The sequence below is a fragment of the Candidatus Auribacterota bacterium genome, assembly GCA_026392035.1.
Lineage (GTDB): Bacteria > Auribacterota > Tritonobacteria > UBA1439 > UBA1439 > JAPLCX01.
Genome location: JAPLCX010000063.1, coordinates 1 through 16,456 on the forward strand (window position 1 = coordinate 1; position 16,456 = coordinate 16,456).

General features: G+C 57.7%; 15 protein-coding genes. 4 read left to right on the top strand and 11 right to left on the bottom strand.

Annotated elements, in window-relative coordinates:
• The first annotated feature begins 1 nt into the window (after position 1).
• The 4 genes from NTX71_06090 to NTX71_06105 all read left to right on the top strand — a co-directional run bounded on the left by NTX71_06090 (position 2) and on the right by NTX71_06105 (position 3,716).
• Positions 2-1,102, top strand: coding sequence for an IS630 family transposase (locus tag NTX71_06090; GenBank protein MCX6339473.1), 1,101 nt, complete (start codon positions 2-4; stop codon positions 1,100-1,102).
• A 444-nt stretch (positions 1,103-1,546) separates the two neighbouring features.
• On the top strand, positions 1,547-2,062 hold the full coding sequence (locus NTX71_06095) for an ORF6N domain-containing protein (GenBank protein MCX6339474.1): 516 nt from the start codon (positions 1,547-1,549) through the stop codon (positions 2,060-2,062).
• A gap of 283 nt (positions 2,063-2,345) precedes the next feature.
• Complete coding sequence (locus NTX71_06100) at positions 2,346-2,882, top strand: ORF6N domain-containing protein (GenBank protein MCX6339475.1); 537 nt, start codon at positions 2,346-2,348, stop codon at positions 2,880-2,882.
• A 306-nt stretch (positions 2,883-3,188) separates the two neighbouring features.
• On the top strand, positions 3,189-3,716 hold the full coding sequence (locus NTX71_06105; GenBank protein MCX6339476.1) for an ORF6N domain-containing protein: 528 nt from the start codon (positions 3,189-3,191) through the stop codon (positions 3,714-3,716).
• An 89-nt stretch (positions 3,717-3,805) separates the two neighbouring features.
• Here the strand turns inward: NTX71_06105 and NTX71_06110 are convergent, their stop codons facing one another.
• The 11 genes from NTX71_06110 to NTX71_06160 form a co-directional block, all read right to left on the bottom strand.
• Positions 3,806-4,540: a hypothetical protein gene (locus NTX71_06110; GenBank protein MCX6339477.1), complete on the bottom strand. Its 735-nt coding sequence runs from the start codon at positions 4,538-4,540 to the stop codon at positions 3,806-3,808.
• A 260-nt stretch (positions 4,541-4,800) separates the two neighbouring features.
• A complete protein-coding gene (locus NTX71_06115) occupies positions 4,801-6,456 on the bottom strand; it encodes a beta-1,3-glucanase family protein (protein MCX6339478.1) in 1,656 nt (551 codons plus the stop codon).
• Between the two features lie 535 nt (positions 6,457-6,991).
• Positions 6,992-7,726, bottom strand: a complete 735-nt coding sequence (bioD, locus tag NTX71_06120; GenBank protein ID MCX6339479.1) for a dethiobiotin synthase — start codon at positions 7,724-7,726, stop codon at positions 6,992-6,994.
• A complete protein-coding gene (gene bioA, locus NTX71_06125; GenBank protein MCX6339480.1) occupies positions 7,723-9,078 on the bottom strand; it encodes an adenosylmethionine--8-amino-7-oxononanoate transaminase in 1,356 nt (451 codons plus the stop codon). Before bioA ends, bioD begins: the two co-directional genes overlap by 4 nt.
• On the bottom strand, positions 9,075-10,286 hold the full coding sequence (gene bioF / locus NTX71_06130; GenBank protein ID MCX6339481.1) for an 8-amino-7-oxononanoate synthase: 1,212 nt from the start codon (positions 10,284-10,286) through the stop codon (positions 9,075-9,077). The genes bioA and bioF overlap by 4 nt, the downstream gene beginning before the upstream one ends.
• Positions 10,287-10,295: 9 nt before the next feature.
• A complete protein-coding gene (locus NTX71_06135) occupies positions 10,296-11,522 on the bottom strand; it encodes a beta-ketoacyl-[acyl-carrier-protein] synthase family protein (GenBank protein MCX6339482.1) in 1,227 nt (408 codons plus the stop codon).
• Positions 11,513-12,247, bottom strand: coding sequence for a 3-oxoacyl-ACP reductase FabG (locus NTX71_06140; GenBank protein ID MCX6339483.1), 735 nt, complete (start codon positions 12,245-12,247; stop codon positions 11,513-11,515). The genes NTX71_06135 and NTX71_06140 overlap by 10 nt, the downstream gene beginning before the upstream one ends.
• A 271-nt stretch (positions 12,248-12,518) precedes the next feature.
• Positions 12,519-13,484: a biotin synthase BioB gene (bioB, locus tag NTX71_06145; GenBank protein ID MCX6339484.1), complete on the bottom strand. Its 966-nt coding sequence runs from the start codon at positions 13,482-13,484 to the stop codon at positions 12,519-12,521.
• A gap of 115 nt (positions 13,485-13,599) precedes the next feature.
• Positions 13,600-14,028, bottom strand: a complete 429-nt coding sequence (locus tag NTX71_06150) for a hypothetical protein (GenBank protein MCX6339485.1) — start codon at positions 14,026-14,028, stop codon at positions 13,600-13,602.
• A 47-nt stretch (positions 14,029-14,075) separates the two neighbouring features.
• The gene (locus NTX71_06155) at positions 14,076-15,179 is read right to left on the bottom strand and encodes a glycosyltransferase family 4 protein (protein ID MCX6339486.1); all 1,104 of its coding nucleotides are present in this window, start codon (positions 15,177-15,179) and stop codon (positions 14,076-14,078) included.
• Positions 15,180-15,321: 142 nt separating this feature from the next.
• A complete protein-coding gene (locus tag NTX71_06160) occupies positions 15,322-16,227 on the bottom strand; it encodes a glycosyltransferase family 2 protein (GenBank protein ID MCX6339487.1) in 906 nt (301 codons plus the stop codon).
• Positions 16,228-16,456 lie beyond the last annotated feature (229 nt).

The following is a 16,456-nucleotide window of genomic DNA, read 5'->3' on the forward strand; positions in this document are numbered from 1 at the left end:
GCTGGAGACGGACGAGTTGAGGCAACTGGAAGAATGGGTAAGAGCGCATGGAACACCGCAGCAGGTGGTGATGCGCAGTTTGATTGCGCTTGAGGCGGCGGCCGGCCGGAGCGACCTGAACATAGCCGCAGCGCTGGACGTGAACCGGCATACCGTACGGTTGTGGCGCCAACGGGTTGGACAAGAGGGGGTCGGGAGCGTATGGGAGATTGCGAGCGGCCGAGGGCGTAAGGCGCGATATAGTGTCCGGAAGCGGGACACTATTATTCGAGCGACACTGCAAGACCGGCCAACCGGCCAGACTCACTGGAGTTGTAGAACCATGGCGAACGCCCAAGGGGTGAGCAAGAATACAATCAACCGCCTGTGGCAACTCCACAATCTGAAGCCGCACCTGCACAGAACCTTCAAGCTTTCGCGGGATCCTAAGTTTCTGGAGAAACTGACGGATGTGGTCGGCCTCTACCTCAATCCGCCGCAGAAGGCGGTGGTGATTTGCGTCGATGAGAAGAGCCAGATACAGGCGTTGGACCGGACCCAGCCGGGATTGCCCTTGAAGAAAGGTCGATGCGGAACGTACACGCACGACTACAAGCGCAATGGCACCACGACGCTGTTTGCCGCGTTGAACATGCTGGACGGCAAGGTAATTGGTCAGTGTCAGAATCGACATCGTCATCAGGAGTGGCTGAAGTTCATGCGCCGATTGGACCGGGAGTTCCCTCCCGACATGGCCCTTCATATGGTCATGGACAATTACGGTACCCATAAGACCCCGGCCGTCAAAGCGTGGCTGGCCAAGCACCCGCGTTTCGTCTGTCACTTCATTCCCACCAGTTCGAGTTGGCTGAACATGGTGGAGCGGTGGTTCCGCAAACTGACCGACAAAGCCATTCGCCGTGGCGTGTTTGTTAGCGTCCCCGATCTGGAGAAGTCGATCGCTGACTACTTGGCGGCGTGGAATGAAAAACCGCGCCCTTTCATCTGGACGGCGACAGTGGGCGACATCGTGGCGAAGCTCGCGCGAGCACGCAAGAAACTGGAGACGATCAAGCCGGGATGTACGCAGCCGAGACAGCGAAAAACAAAACACCCCAAATAATAAGTCGCTCGCTCCGCTCTGTTATTTTGGGGAATGATCTCTCGCTCCGCTCGAGATCTCCGCTCACTCGCTAATGCTCGTTCGCTTCGACAAGATCAGAGGTTTCTTTTCCTGCACCCGTGGAGCTCGTCGGGGAAGTCGAAGGGGATCACCAAAAACAGAGGAAATTTTTGAGCCATTCCCTCCCGCATTCACAATTGGAATGCTAAAAAGATCCGCCTTGACTCACGCGAATGCATTGACCTCACCCCTGAACGCTAAACCCATCCGCCTTGACTCGCGTGAATGATATAGGTTTCCCAAGTAACGCGCCCCTCACCGGCCCGCCGAAAAAATATTTCATTTTTCCGGGAATAAAATTCCCTCTCACTCCGTCTTATATAGTGAGACCTGAAAAGACAATTTGGTTTTCTAGCAAGGCAATCAATTTAAAAGGAGGGGTGTATGAAAGAGCTAATTCCGCCGGAATGGATTAAACGTAAGATCTACCTAATAAGAGGACAGAAGGTAATGTTTGATAAAGACTTAGCAATTCTATACGCCGTTACAACAGCCAATCTTAATAAGGCCGTGACCAGAAACCCAGGCAGATTCCCCGATGACTTCTCATTTAAGCTGACGTCTGATGAAGTTAGAAACTTGATATTCCATTTTGGAACATCAAGATTGGGCGGTACTCGCAAGATGCCGCGCGTATTTACTGAACAAGGAGTAGCGATGCTGTCGAGTGTTCTCAGGAGCGAACGGGCCATCCAGGTCAACATAGCGATAATGAGTGTATTCGTGAGATTGAGAGAGATACTATCGACTCATAAAGAGCTTGCCCATAAGCTACGGCTACTTGAAACAAGGATTGATAGATACGATCACCAGATACAGTCTATTTTCGACGCAATAAATCAATTGATCTTGCCACCTGAAAAACCCAAGCGCCGCATCGGATTCTATCCGGAGCCATGACGCTAATAGGAATATTCCTGCACCCGTGGAGCCCGTGGGGGAAGTCGAAGGGGACAACCCAAAACAGCGGGAATTTTTGAGCCATTCCCTCCCGCATCCACAATTGGAATGCCAAACTCATCCTCCTTGACTCGCGCGAATGATATAGGTTTCCCAAGTAACGCGCCCCTCTCCGGCCCGCCGAAAAAATATTTAATTTTCCTGGGAATTACATGCTCACTCACTTCGTCTAATAATGTGAAGGACAAAATATATGCGGGCTCCTCGACAGCGGAGGTGGGCAATGGGGAAGGCAGATGGTAGCTCCTTGATTGCTTCTGGGAAGATTGAGAGCCTTATTTTGCTTATGAGAGGCGAGAAGGTAATCCTGGATGCCGACCTGGCCGGGCTCTACGGTGTACCTACATTCCGCTTCAATGAGGCGGTGAAACGTAATCGCAATCGCTTCCCCGGAGACTTTGTGTTTCAGCTTACGCAAGAAGAAGTTGCAGCTTTGATATCGCAAAATGCGATGTCAAAGTCAGGTCGCGGGGGAAGAAGAACTCTCCCTTATGCTTTTACAGAACACGGCGCGGTCATGGCTGCGACTGTATTAAGTTCACCCCGTACGATAGAAATGAGCATATTTGTGGTGAGGGCGTTTATCCATTTGAGAAATCTACTTTCAACACATAAGGAGCTTGCCTTGAAGCTGGCCGAATTGGAAAGAAAAATTGAGACACATGACGATAAGATCCGCTCACTCTTCGAGGCCATTCATGAGTTTATGGCCCCTCCTGAGAAGCCCAAGCGGCACATCGGATTCCATGCGGAGCCGTGACGATATCAGGGTTTATTTTTTTACACCCGTGGAGCTCGTGGGGAAAGTCAAAGGGAATCACCAAAAACAGCGGGATTTTTTCTCTCATTCTAATCCCAATTTTAGCATTGCTGCCAAACCTATCCGCCTTGACTCACGCGAAAGTTAAAGATATTCACTTTTAGCCTCCGCAATCGCACATTTCAGCCTCCAGCACCCCGGCCCGAAGAAATAATTTATTTTGATGGGAATAAAATTCCCTCTCACTCCGTCTTATATAGTGAGTAGCAAATACAATCTACGTCAATCGAAGAGGGGAGGTGCAATATGGGGACGACAAAATCTCCTTCATTAGTGCTTACAGAACGGATAGAAAGGGCGATCGTTTTGATGAGGGGCCAGAAAGTGATGCTTGATAGGGATCTCGCTGCTCTTTATGGTGTCTCGACAAAAGCGCTCAAGCAGGCAGTTAAGCGAAACGCCGACCGTTTCCCTGAGGATTTCATGTTTAATCTGAACGATCATGAGTTCGCTCATTGGAGGTCACAATTTGTGACCTCCAAGGCCGACCGTATGGGACTACGCTATCCACCAATGGCCTTTACAGAGCAAGGGGTAGCCATGCTCTCCAGTGTTCTTAAGAGCAAAAGGGCCGTCCAGGTGAATATTGAAATCATGCGGGCATTTATGAAACTGCGGATGATTCTGTCGACGCATGTCGAGCTGGCCCGCAAACTCGAAGAAATGGAGAAGAAATACGACGCTCAATTTAGGGTGGTTTTCGACGCAATTCGCGAACTCATGTCCCCGCTGGAAAATCCGAAAAGCCGCATCGGATTCCATGCGAAGCCATGATTGTTTGAGGAGGCGGGGGGGGGCGTCAATTGCATACGCCAGGGGTCTTCCGAAACCCCAGTACTGCCCGGTTATCGGTGACCAGGCCCCTAATTATTCTGACGGAGCGAGGCGATGTGGAGACCGAGGAGGAACGCGATGAAGGTGACCAGGAAGATCTGCCCGGAGATTGCCTCAAGAATTACGAAACCCCGCGCCGTCAGAGAAACGGGGGAGACGTCTCCAAAGCCTGACGTGGTGAGCGCGGAGTAACTGAGAAACATGAGTGGAGGGAAGAGATTGTCAGCCTCGGCAGGTCCGAGAGGGCCAAGGTTAGTGGCAAACGAGCCAGGGGCTGCCACCTCGATAATGGTGTAGAGCCCCGCCCAGAGATATCCCATGAGCATATAGACACACACGCCGCCAAACACCGTATCTCTGCTCACACGCTTCAGTATGAGGATATGTCTGACGATACCGACGCATATGATGGCGATAAAAAGGCATCCCGTCGCGCCGAGCGCCAGGGTGAAGTCGAAGGAATCGACCAGTAAATCCAGGAGCACGAATATGATAAAGAGAAGCCCTATAACGAAGGAAATGCGGAAGATCACCCGGAGCCCCGTCACAGACCAAAGGCCTGAGAGGAGGACGATGACGAACAGCACATCGTTTGTCGAGACAGCCAGATGAGTCCCCACGCATTTCCGGAGGGATGGCCCGAGTAATATCAAAGAGGCGAGGCACACGAGCTGTATGGCAAACCTGTTCCGGAACAGGAAGAAGACCATGCGGTTCCGTCCCCAATGGAGCGAGGACTGGTTCACCTGCGCTGAATCCCCCATTTCTCTCACCTCCTATTTAAAGTCATCCCTCGGCTCTTCGAGCGGCACCGGCTTTTGGTCTTATATCCGAAAGGGGGGACCATTACGTTCTGCATCAGGGGATGGGAACCTGCCTCCCAATATATCAACGACACAAAGTTGAGAGATACAGATCTATTGAACCGTGAGCAGTGTCCTGTCAACACCGTCTATGTAGACTAGGTTCTTGGTCGAGGTTGTGCACTGCGAATTATATAATACGCCTGCGCAACTCAGCGGGATTACCTGACCTGCAGCCTCTCCGTGTCCGCGCCGTTCGACAGCCAGTTGTACTGGCCGTTCACCACCACGGGCTTCGTGTTCAGCGCGCCCCCTTGGAGCATGTAGGCACCCACGGGAACGCTTTTCAAAGGGGCTTTGAACAGCTGATAATTGCTGATCGCGCGCGGCACCCTGATCGCCACCGGCACGCTTTTCTTCCCCTGCTTCTTCTGGATGTACGCGCTCGGCGTGGCGGTGAGCTTGTTCCCCTGCGTGATGTACAACCGCTTTCCGTTGGGCATCTGGAAGTAGAAACCCGGATAGAACGAGGTGGTGATGGGCTGCGTCACGTCCAGCAGAACCGTGAGCTGCTCGTTCTTTGAAAGGATATATTTGTTGGGCTTGAGATTGACGATGGGAAGGGGAGTCGGCGAGGGCGGGGTCTGGCTGGTCATGCTCTGGATGGTTATCACCGCCCCTATGGCATCACCGGTAACGCCGGTGCTGAAGTTCCCCACGTCGTCGTATGGGAAGCCGTAGCAATAGCCCTCGTACGCGGCGGCGTGTAGCACCTTCGAATAATGATTGGTGATATCCTGAGCGTAGAACTGCGCGGGGTCGTTCCACCATGTCGTACTATCTTTTATATTGAACAGGACGGTCCTGTTCAGCGCGGCGCCCATTTGCGTTATGATGCCCTGTTTCGCGATGCTGTCGCTCCCTGTGGTAAATAGATAGCCCGCTCCATCGCATCCGAATATGTGCGTGCTCTGCCCGACAAGATTATTGATCGTCACCGTTTCTCCTGTGTTTGTAACAAAGGTAAAATCACCCCCGATGACCTGGCCGGTGGCGCTCCATGCCGCGGTATTGGGAGGATTCTGCAGCGTCAGCGTATTCGGTGGCGTATAATAGTTCCAGCAATCGGTGACGTAGCTGTCAAAGTAATTTGCAAACGGGTTGGGGTCTGGAATGATTTGAGGCGCGTTGAACCTCACCACCGAGGAGCCGCTCGTCACGACGCCGTTCTGCCAGATTGCGGGAAGGGTAGTCAGGTTGTTCATGATCGTTTTTCTCGTCTGTGTGAACCCGCGCTTTTGTGATGTCCCGTTGGCGAGCTGCAGTTCGAGCATGAAGGAGATGCTGAAGAAATCCACGGTCGTGGTGTTCAGGAACGGGTACTTGCCATTCTCCCAGTCCAGCTCGACCTTGTCAAATATGATCGAGTAGTTGGGGAGGGATGCGTCGACCGCGGATGGAGTTTCCAGTGCCGGGCCGGGATTCACATGAAAGTACACCGGCTGCTCGAACGATACGTAGATCCTGCCGCTGATGATGCGCGGCATGTTGAAAGACCCCGCGTGGGATCCTTCGCTTGCCAGTTCGGAGAGCTTCTTCGAGTAGTTGGTGAACAGTTTTCCCCACGGGCCGCCGGGAGGCGTGACGGTGTTGTCCGCTTCGGAGATCTCCCTCCAGGTAGAGGTGGCCAGATCCACATAGCCGTTCTTCCCCGAGCCGCCCGGATCCAGCCCGAGCATCTGGACGTAGACCTGATCGTCGCCATATTGGTCCGAATTATTCGCGACTGTCACTTTTAAAAGATCACTGGCGTAAATAGTTGATGTGAATGCGACAAAAATGAGAATTGCCGGCAGATGCAAAACGATCTTTTTCATCTTCTTCTCCTCGCCTCTACACAGGCGTTATTGCCCGCTGAGTGACCTAAGTATACATCATAACCGGAGAGAAGTTCAGCAAAAAGTCGCAGACCACCATCGATTGCCTGTAATCAGGAAATAATCAGGGTCACACCCCAAACAATAAGTTGTCCGCTACGCTCACTCACTCCGATGAAATCAGAGGTTTCTTTTCCTGCACCCGTGGAGCTCGTGGGGGAAGTCGAAGCGGATCACCAGAAACAGCGGGAATTTTTGAGGGAATTTTAATGTTTCCCGGGACTGAAATACCGAGCCTGAAGGCTCGGCTACGAGACCGGGCTACAATATATTCCCCTCCGTTCAGCCCTTCACTCCCCCAAAATCTGAACGATGACCTGCCGCTCGCGCGGTCTGTTGTCGAGGTCTCCATCACCCCGCGTGTCCAGACCGATCCTCTCATTGATTATTGTTTTAGATAACCGTGGATTGTTGCCGGCGAGCCAGATTCTTATTTTAAATCCGAACAATGCGTCCAGTCAGCGGTTATATCCCCTTAACCGTTGCGGACATTGAAAAAATCTGCAAGGTGAGGAGTGAGGATGAGGCACGCCTTTTCACAAAGCTGGGCCCAGGCACGGGGCTCCGCCAATGACTCGCCGCTATAGGGGATTATTCCCCAGCATTTCACGTCGCAGAGTTCCTCTATGCAGGCGGTGCTCGTCGCCTCGGCGCGGTCGCCGTGGAGGGGACGGGAGGCGTTCACGATAAAACCGGCGACGCGCAGTCCGCGCGAGCGCGCGTACGAGATCGTGAGGGCCGTGTGGTTGATCGTCCCGAGGCCCGGGCGGGCCACGACGAGGAGAGGGACCTCCCACCGCAGGGCGAGATCTGCCACGGTGAATCTCCCCCTCATGGGCACGAGCAGCCCGCCGATCCCCTCGATGAGGACCGCGTCGTGGCGCAGCAGCAGCGACGAATAGGCCTCGTCCAGGACGGCAAGGTCAACCTCTCTCCCCTCGCACCGCGCTGCAATTGAAGGCGCGAGCGGCTCCCGAAAGCAGACAGGATTGATGAGTTCAAGCGGCTCGTCAAGCGCGAGCTTCTCTTTGAAAAACATGGCATCGGGAGAACGGAGCACCCCCCCCCGTTCCTCGCCGCCGGTCGCCACCGGCTTCATCACACCCACGCTGATATGGCGGCGCGCCAGGAGAGAAGCGAGGAGGGCTGTAACGACCGTTTTCCCCACACCGGTGTCGGTACCGGTGATAAAAAGACCACGGCCGCTCATTCGGTTTCCTCCCTGATGCAATGGTAGACCACGTCGAGCATCCGTTTCAACTCCACCCGGCTCATGGAAAGCGGCGGCATGAGCACGATCACGTCGCCGAGGGGGCGGATCAGAAGGCCATGCCTCCGCGCCCGCACGCACACACGGTGACCCATCCGGGAGCCATAGGCATAAGGCCCCCGCGTCTTTTTTGAGCGCACGAGCTCGATCCCCACCATAAATCCCTTCTGCCTCACGTCACCGACGTGGGGGAGCTGCGCGAATCTCCCCAGGAGGCGCGAGAGGAGCCGGATCTTCTGCTGGAGTCGTTCGAGGACCCTCTCCCTCCTGAAGACTCCCAGGTTGGCGAGGGCCGCGGCACACGCGAGCGCGTTGCCGGTGTACGAGTGGCCGTGAAAAAATGTCTTCTTCATCCGGTAGGGGGCCCGAAACGCGTCGTATATCTTTTTCGTGGTGAGCGTCGCCGCGAGCGGCAGGTAGCCCCCCGTGATCCCCTTCGAGAGGACGAGGATATCGGGAGACACGCCCTCATGCTCGCAGGCGAACATTGTCCCGGTCCTGCCAAACCCGACGGCGACCTCATCGGCGATGAGCAGTATGCCGTGCTTTCTGCAGAGCCTTTCGACAGCGGCGAGATGCCCCGGGGGAGCCACTATCATCCCGCCGGCCGCCTGGACGACCGGCTCAATGATGAGCGCCGCGACGCGCACGCGGTGACGGCGGATGAGCGCATCGAGCGAGGCGAGGCACTCCGAGGCACAGGACGCAGGTTCCTTCCCGAAGCCGCAGCGATAGCAGTAAAAGGATGGCCCCTCAAGCGTCGGGAAGAGCAGCGGCCGGTAGGTGTCGTGGAAGAGGCCGATTCCGCCGACACTCACCGCGCCGATTGTATCGCCGTGGTAGCCGTTGGCGAAGCGTATAAACATATGTCTTCGCCGGTGTTCCCCCCCCCTGTGTTGCCAGTACTGGAACGACAGCTTCAGGGCAACCTCCACCGCCGTGGACCCATTGTCGGAATAAAACACCTTCTCCAGGCCCCGCGGCGCGACGCGGACGAGCTCCTCTGCCAGCGCTATCGATGGCTGACTCGCCAGCCCGAGGAGCGTCGTATGCGCAACCCTGTCGAGTTGAGCGCGGATCGCCCTGTCGATCGCTTTCTTCCTGTGGCCGTGGACGTTCACCCAGAGAGAGGAAACGCCATCGAGGTATCTCCTCCCCCTGGTATCCTCAAGGACGCACCCGCGCGCCGAGCGGATGACCACAATCTCATCCCGCTCCCAATCACTCATCTGGGTGAATGGATGCCACACGTACTTTTTGTCTTTCTTTTCCAGTGTGTATCCGCGTTTCATGTCTGTCGTTCCCCTCCCGGCGCGGCCCTCAAAAGCCCCGGCGAGCCCTCCGCGAGCTCACCGCACGCGGCGAGCAGGTAGTCGATATCAGTTTCCGCATGGGTCGACATGAGGGTGAGCCTCAGCCGGCTGGTCCCCCGCGGAACGGTCGGGGGCCGTATCGAGGGCGCGAGGATCTTCCTCTGAAACAGCCGGCCGGAAAACGCCACTGCGGCATCCGCTTCTCCGATGAGGACGGGTATGATATGGTGCCTGCTCCGCATCGTATCGAACCCGAGGGCGTTCAGTCCCCGGCGCAGTCTGTCCGTTTTCTCAAGGAGCGCATTCCTGAGCTCAGGACCGCTCCGCACAACGCCGAGCGCCGCGATCGCAGCGGCACACATCGCGGGCGGAGGCGCGGTCGTGTAGATAAAGCTGCGCGCTTTGTTGCGCAACAGATCTATCAGCGCAGCCGACCCTGCCACGTAGCCGCCGCTCCCCCCGAGCGCCTTGCTGAGCGTTCCGATGGATATGTCTACCCCCTCCTCCACGCCCAGGAGTTCCGCCGCGCCGCGGCCCTGCGCGCCGAGCACACCCGTGGCGTGCGCCTCGTCCACCATGGCCCATGCCCCATACTGTTTTGAGATCGCGACGATCTCCCGGAGCGGGGCCAGATCGCCGTCCATGCTGAATATGCCGTCGGTGACGACGAGCCTCCTCCGGGAACCGCTGCTCTTTTTCAGAATTTTCTCCAGCCTGTCGGTATTTCCGTGAGGATACACCCTCATCCGAGCGCCCGAGAGACGGCAGCCATCTATGATGCTCGCGTGATCGAGCTTGTCCACGATCACCGTATCCCTGGGCCCGGTGAGCGCGCTGATCACACCCACGTTCGCCATGTACCCCGCGGGGAACATAATCGCCGCTTCAGTTTTTCTGAATTCGGCGATCATCCCTTCCAGCTCCTCGTGCAGCCGCATTGTCCCGGAGACGAGGCGCGAGGCACCCCCTCCCCACCCGTAGCGCGCGATCGCCCCGCGCGCCGCCTCTTTGACTGCGGGATGCGACGCCAGGCCGAGATAGTTATTGGAGCAGACACAGAGGTACTCCCGCCCAGCGATCTCGAGGCGCGGCCCCTGGGCTCCCCCGATGACGCGAGGAGCGCGGTGGAGACCCGCGGCCTTGATATCCTCTAGTTCTCGATGAAGTTGTTCTGAAAGCGAGTTCATATCAATCGCTCACCCCTCCGGGCGGCCCGCGACGAGCACGCCGATATGGCCTCCGAAACCGCATGAGATCGAGACCGCGTTCCTGATCTCCCGCCTTTTCGCGGCAAGCGGCGTATAGTCCAGATCGCACCGAGGATCAGGATGGCGCAGATTGATCGTCGGTGGAACCACTCCGCGTTCGAGCGCCATGAGGGCGATGATGAACTCCACGCTCCCCGCCGCACCCAGGAGGTGACCGGTCATCGGTTTCGTTGAGCTGAGCGAGAGGAGCGAGGCCGCGTTCCCGAACGCGACCTTTATCGCATTGGTCTCAGCGGGATCGTTCAAACGCGTTCCCGTTCCGTGCATGTTGATGTAATCAACCTCTTCCCGCTTCACGCCGGCTCTGCACAGTGCGGCCGAAATCACCCTCCCGAGCTCCACCCCGGAAGGCTCGGGGGCGGTCACGTGAAAAATATCCTCGCCGATCGCGCCCCCCTTCAGCTCCGCGCGCACGCGCGCACCACGTGCTGACGCGTGCCTCTCCTCTTCAAGAATGACAATTCCGCACCCCTCGCCGAGCACAAAGCCGTTCCGCAGTGCATCATATGGTTTGCACGCCTCGGCAGGACTGCCCGTATCTGTCGCGAGTACCCCCATGCGCCGGTAGCCGCCCAGCAGCAGGGGAGTGATGCAGGATTCAGTGGCGCCCGCAATGACGATCCCTGCATCTCCCATCATGATCATGCGACGTCCGGCCAGGATTGCGTGCGCTCCCGTTGCGCACGCTGCCCCCGGAGCGACCACGGGCCCTCCGAGCCTCCATCGTCCCGTGACTGCCGACGCCGCGCTGCCCACGTAGTATGCCACGAACCCCTCGCGCTCAATCGCCCCCGGACGCCCTTCATGCAACGCGTCACAGGCATGCTCCAGCGCCATAAATCCACCCTTGCTCGATCCAACGCTCACGCCGATATTCTCGCGGCAATCCGCAACCGCCAACGCCGCATCTGCGACCGCCGACTCAGCCGCCCTCAACGCAAAAGAGATATGGCGCAGACCGCCGGAAGGAAAGTCCTCATCGGTCACCGGACAGTAGTACCGCGCGCCGGTGAGGCCCAGCGGGCCATCCGGCAGGGCCGCGGCGCCGCTCTCTCCCCGTATGAGCCTTCCCCACACAGTTTGACAATCGCACCCCAGAGGGGTCACCAGTCCCACCCCGGTGACGACAACGGAGCGCCCTCCACTCACGCCCACCGATAGATCCTTCCGTCCAGATTGAAGAGCTGGCCTGAAACAGTCGCCATCCCCGCCAGATGAACGATGAAGCGCGCGACGGCAGCGGGATCGGAAAATCTCTTCAGCACGTTGCCCGCCTGCGCCGCATCCCTTGTCTCTCCCGCGACTGTTCTCGTCATTGACGTGCGCATGAACCCGGGCATCACGGCGTTCGCGCTAACCCCCGAGCCGCCCAACTCCCGAGCCAGGCTTGTGGTCAACCCGATGAGCGCGGCCTTTGAAGCGGCATATGCGCTCTCACCCCTCCCTCCGCAGACGCCGAGAATTGAGCAAATGTTGATAATATGCCCGGAATGCTGCGCGGCCATCAGGGGCGCGACCCTCCGCGAGCAGTTGAACGCCCCCTTGAGATTTGTATCCAGCACCCTGTCCCAGTCCTTCTCGCTAGTGGTTAAAAGCAGGGATTCATGCATGATACCTGCATTGTTAACCAGAACGTCTACTCTTCCCCACCGGCGGAGCACCTCATCTACCATCCTCCCCACCTCATTGCCGCATGCGACATCCGCCTGAAGGCACAGTGACTCCCCCCCGCGGCGGTTTATGACGCGCGCGAGTTGGAGCGCCTGCGGGCGGCTGGCACGGTAGTTTATCGCCACGCGGTATCCCGCATTGGCAAACTCCTTCGCGATGCACCTGCCGAGCCCGCGCGAGGCGCCCGTCACCAGCGCAACCCTCTTCATGCTTTTACACCTGATTTTCCCGATCTACCTGATTATTTTATCCTTACCTATTCATCACCGTGAGATTGACTGACTCAAATACATGACAACACATTGCTCTGTAGGGGCTTGATCCTTCGGCTTCGCTCAGGACAAGTTTTATCAAGCCCGTCTCAATGCGGGTTCGATGAATCGAACCCCTACAATACGTTGATGAAAAAGTTAGGTTAGAACAATCGAGTAAATCATGCGCCGCAAAACCCGCCCCATCCGCTCAATCCGCTGCCTGCCGCTATTCTATCTCCAGACCCAACTGCTCTATCATCTGCAGGTCGTCTTCCGGCTTCCGCCCCTTCGTGGTCAAATAGTCGCCGATCATGATACCGTTCGCGCCAGCGAGGAATACCCGGCTCTGCATTTCCCCGAGGATGAGCTCTCTCCCGCCCGCAATCCTTATCTCCGCGCGAGGCAGCATGATGCGAAAGAGCGCGATGATCCTCAGCGCGTCTTCCGCGGCGAGCGGCGGCTGAAATTCATAGGGAGTGCCCCTGACGGGCGCGAGAAAATTCAGTGGAACTGAATCCACTTCCAAATCCCTCAGCGCCAGCGCAAGATCAACCCTGTCCTCCCAATTTTCTCCCAGCCCGAATATTCCCCCCGCGCACACCTCCAGTCCGGCGGCCTTCGCCGCGCTCACCGTCCTCACGCGGTCCCGCCATCCGTGCGTGGCGCACACCCGCGGGAAAAAGCGCTCGGCGCATTCGAGATTATGGTGGTAGCGGGAGAGGCCGGCGTCCTTGAGCCTTCGGGCTGTATCCGCGCTCAGTTCGCCGAGCGAGGCGCAGGGGATCAGGCCGTCTGTCCCCCTCAACGCGCGGACTATCCCACACACGATTTCCACCTCGTCCCCGCTCAGGCGCCGGCCGCTTGTCACCACGCTGAAATACCGGGCGCCCATCTCCCGGGCCTGGCGCGCGCGTTCAAGGATATCCTCTTCAGCGAGCATCGGGTATGTGGTCACGCCGGTCTGGTGATGCGCCGATTGCGCGCAGAATTTGCAGTCCTCGCCGCAGAGCCCTGATCTGGCATTGACGATGGCGCAGAGGGCGACCCTATTTCCATAGAATTGCCGCCGCAGCCGGTCCGCTTCGCAGAGCAGATCGTCAAGAGGGGCATCGAGGATCCCCCGTGCCGTTTCGCGCGGAATCCGCCCCTTCTTCAGTATCGGCTGGACGGCGTCATGGACTTTGTTTTCCATAGTGCGTAATTGTTAAGTATTTTGGACGAATTAGTTGACAATTGAAACAAAAAAAAGAACCGCAGCGCACGCAGTCAGCCAAGCTGGTGGATTGCCCGCCTCGCAGGTGAACGCATTATGTCCGCTCCCTGAACGCGCGCACCATCGGGTCCCATCCGAAATTTTTCCATACGAGATAGAGCGCGATCGCCGCCCCCACAACCGAGGCTGCCATTTTCAGGCGGCGGTAGCGCCCCACATGGATGGCGAGCGCGTCTATGTACCCCTCCTTATGGAAAACTCCCTTGACCTGCACATAGGTTCCGCTCGACAGAGGAGGAACGGCACCCCGCACCTGAATCTCCATGCCGCCCCATCGCAGGGAGAACCCACCCTCCACAATGTCGCCGATGGTCGATTCGTGAGGGGTATAGATGACCGCGCCATCGCACGCGGCGGGCCGGGAGAGACACTCCTCGAGCGTGAGGCCGGGATGGTATAACCCCGCATAGACGCAGAGGATCACTATCACCATGACGAGACCGGCTGCCATCGCCCATCGCATAGATATCTCCCGCGGTTTCTATCTCCCAATGCCACAGAGCTGGATGATCATGTGCGCTCACCGCCTTTTTCAAATCTCGCGAGCACGCGCCCGAGCGCTTCCGCCATCCGCTCCCAGGTGTGCCCCCGCGCAATGTCTCTGAGGCGCCGCGCCTCCCCGCCACACGCCTCGCGGATTTTCTCCGCCAGTTCACGGGGGTCTCCCGGTGTGACGAGCAGGGGATAGTCACTCCCCAGGAGCTCGCGCACCGGCCTGAGGGCGGTGGCGACTACGGGGACGTCGCAGGCAATCCCCTCAAGGACCTTCAGCGGGAAACAGTAGTCGGTGTAGGCGTTGGAGGGGCTCGGGACGACCACCGCGTCGCAGGCGTTGATGTAGTGGGGAATCTCGCACTGGGGGACAAGGCCGCGGTAGAGCACGCCCTCACCGGGGAGGCGCACCGCCCGGTGCCTGTCACCGGCGAGGAGCAGCGTGGAGGGGAAACCACCCTCGCGCAGGATTTCGTGCGCCCGGAAAAGCAACTCCATGCCCTTGTAATCAACGAGATAGCCGAAGTAACCGATGAGGATTGCCGAATCGGGGAGCGCGAGCAACGCCCGGCATTCTTTCTTATCCATCGGCCGGAACTGCTCCGTGTTCACGCCGTTCCCCACCACGCACATATCCTCCCGGCGCCAGAGGAGGATTTTTTCTCTCAGCGCGTCGGTGACACACACGACAAGGTCAGCGTCGCGGACGAGCCCCCGGTCACACAGGCCGAAGAACGGCAGCTGGTATATGTCATACGTCTCATAGTTATCCATGAGATCGTAGACGAGGGGGACGCCGGTCTTTCTGCACGGGCCGCGCGCGAGCAGGGCGAAGAGCGGATCCCCCTCGGCGATGAGGAGATCGTAACCGCCCCCCCTCAGCTCCTCCTCTATCACGCGCCTGAATGAAAAGATGCGCGCCTTGCTCAGTGGGCGAATCTTGAACTGGATCGGGCCGCGCGCGGCGTCAAAACACGCCCGCTCAGTATAATCGCCGAGGAGAAAGCTCACTGAATGCCCCACGGAGCTCAGCGCCGCAAACAGGCAGTACGGCCGCCCCACTTCCTCGCGCGAGATATCCTTGGCCGAGGTGTAGCGCTTTGTCAGGACAAGAATTTTCATCTATGACTCCCTTCTGTTTTGTGCGGGTAAATCTTACCAATCCCTCCCCCCAATTGTAAGAACGTAAATAGGTTAAGAAATCCGCTCAACCCGTTTAATCTGCGGTTTTAAATTTAGTAACCCAGAGACTCTCAACCAACGCCTAGAGGCGATTCCTTACATTCCACCAGACCGCGCTGAGCAGCGCGCCGATATTCCTCGGCCGCCAGAGGAGCGCGTACACCACCATGGGCTTGAGCATCTTCGCGGCCACGAAGTACGGGAGGAACACCAGGAGGAACGCGCCCCAGCCCAGGTGCTTGCGCGCGTAGATGAGCCTCCCCCGAGTGAGGTAGTAGGTGTATTCCGGACTCCGCGGGCTGAGTGTCGCCGCTTTCTTGTGCCACACGTGCGCTGAGGGAACGAAGAGGATGCGGTATCCCGCGGCGAGGGCGCGGCGACAGAGATCGAGCTCCTCGGAATAGGAGAAAAACAGTTCGTCAAAAAGCCCGACCGACTCCAGGAGGCGCCTGCCCAGCAGCATGGCGCAGCCAGGCGCCGCGCTCATCTCTACCTCTCTCTCGTACTGCCCCTCGTCCCTCTCCCCCTCACCCACGGGGAGCCCCTGCGCGAGAGGGTGGATGTTCCTGTAGCCGGCGTACTGGATGATGCCGGGCTTGAAGAAGTCGTAGACCTTGGGGCTGACAATACCGGCGCCGCGCGCGCGCGCGGCCTCGACCATTCTCCCAAGGGCATCGGGGGCGACAATACAATCGTTATTGATTACCAGCACATACTCAGCCCCTCCCCTCAACGCGTCCCTGATGCCGACGTTGTTCCCGCCGGCGTAGCCGAGGTTCGACCGGTTGCGTATGAGCCGCACGGCGGGGAATGATCCGGCAATGCGCTCGGCCGATCCATCATCCGAACCGTTATCCACGACTATTATTTCAGGCCTCAGCCCCTCCGATCGCTGGAGCGACCGGATGCAGTCGATCGTGTCACCGGGGCGGCGATAGTTCAGCACCACCGCCACCACAGATTGTTCATTGAGAGACGCATCGCTCATAACGTGGATAACCCAAGATAATGGCACATGGAACCACTGAAGACACTGAAGGCACAGAAATTGTTGGGCCGTCTTTCAATACAGATTTATTGGCTCAAAGCACGATAGTATGGGTTAAACCGGATAAAAAAAGCATCTGATGCGGTAAAATACCCTCTTTGTGATTCAGGCAAGGAGGACGCATCAGATGCAACAAGATTATCTCACTTGGCTTTTGGAATTTCAAGGA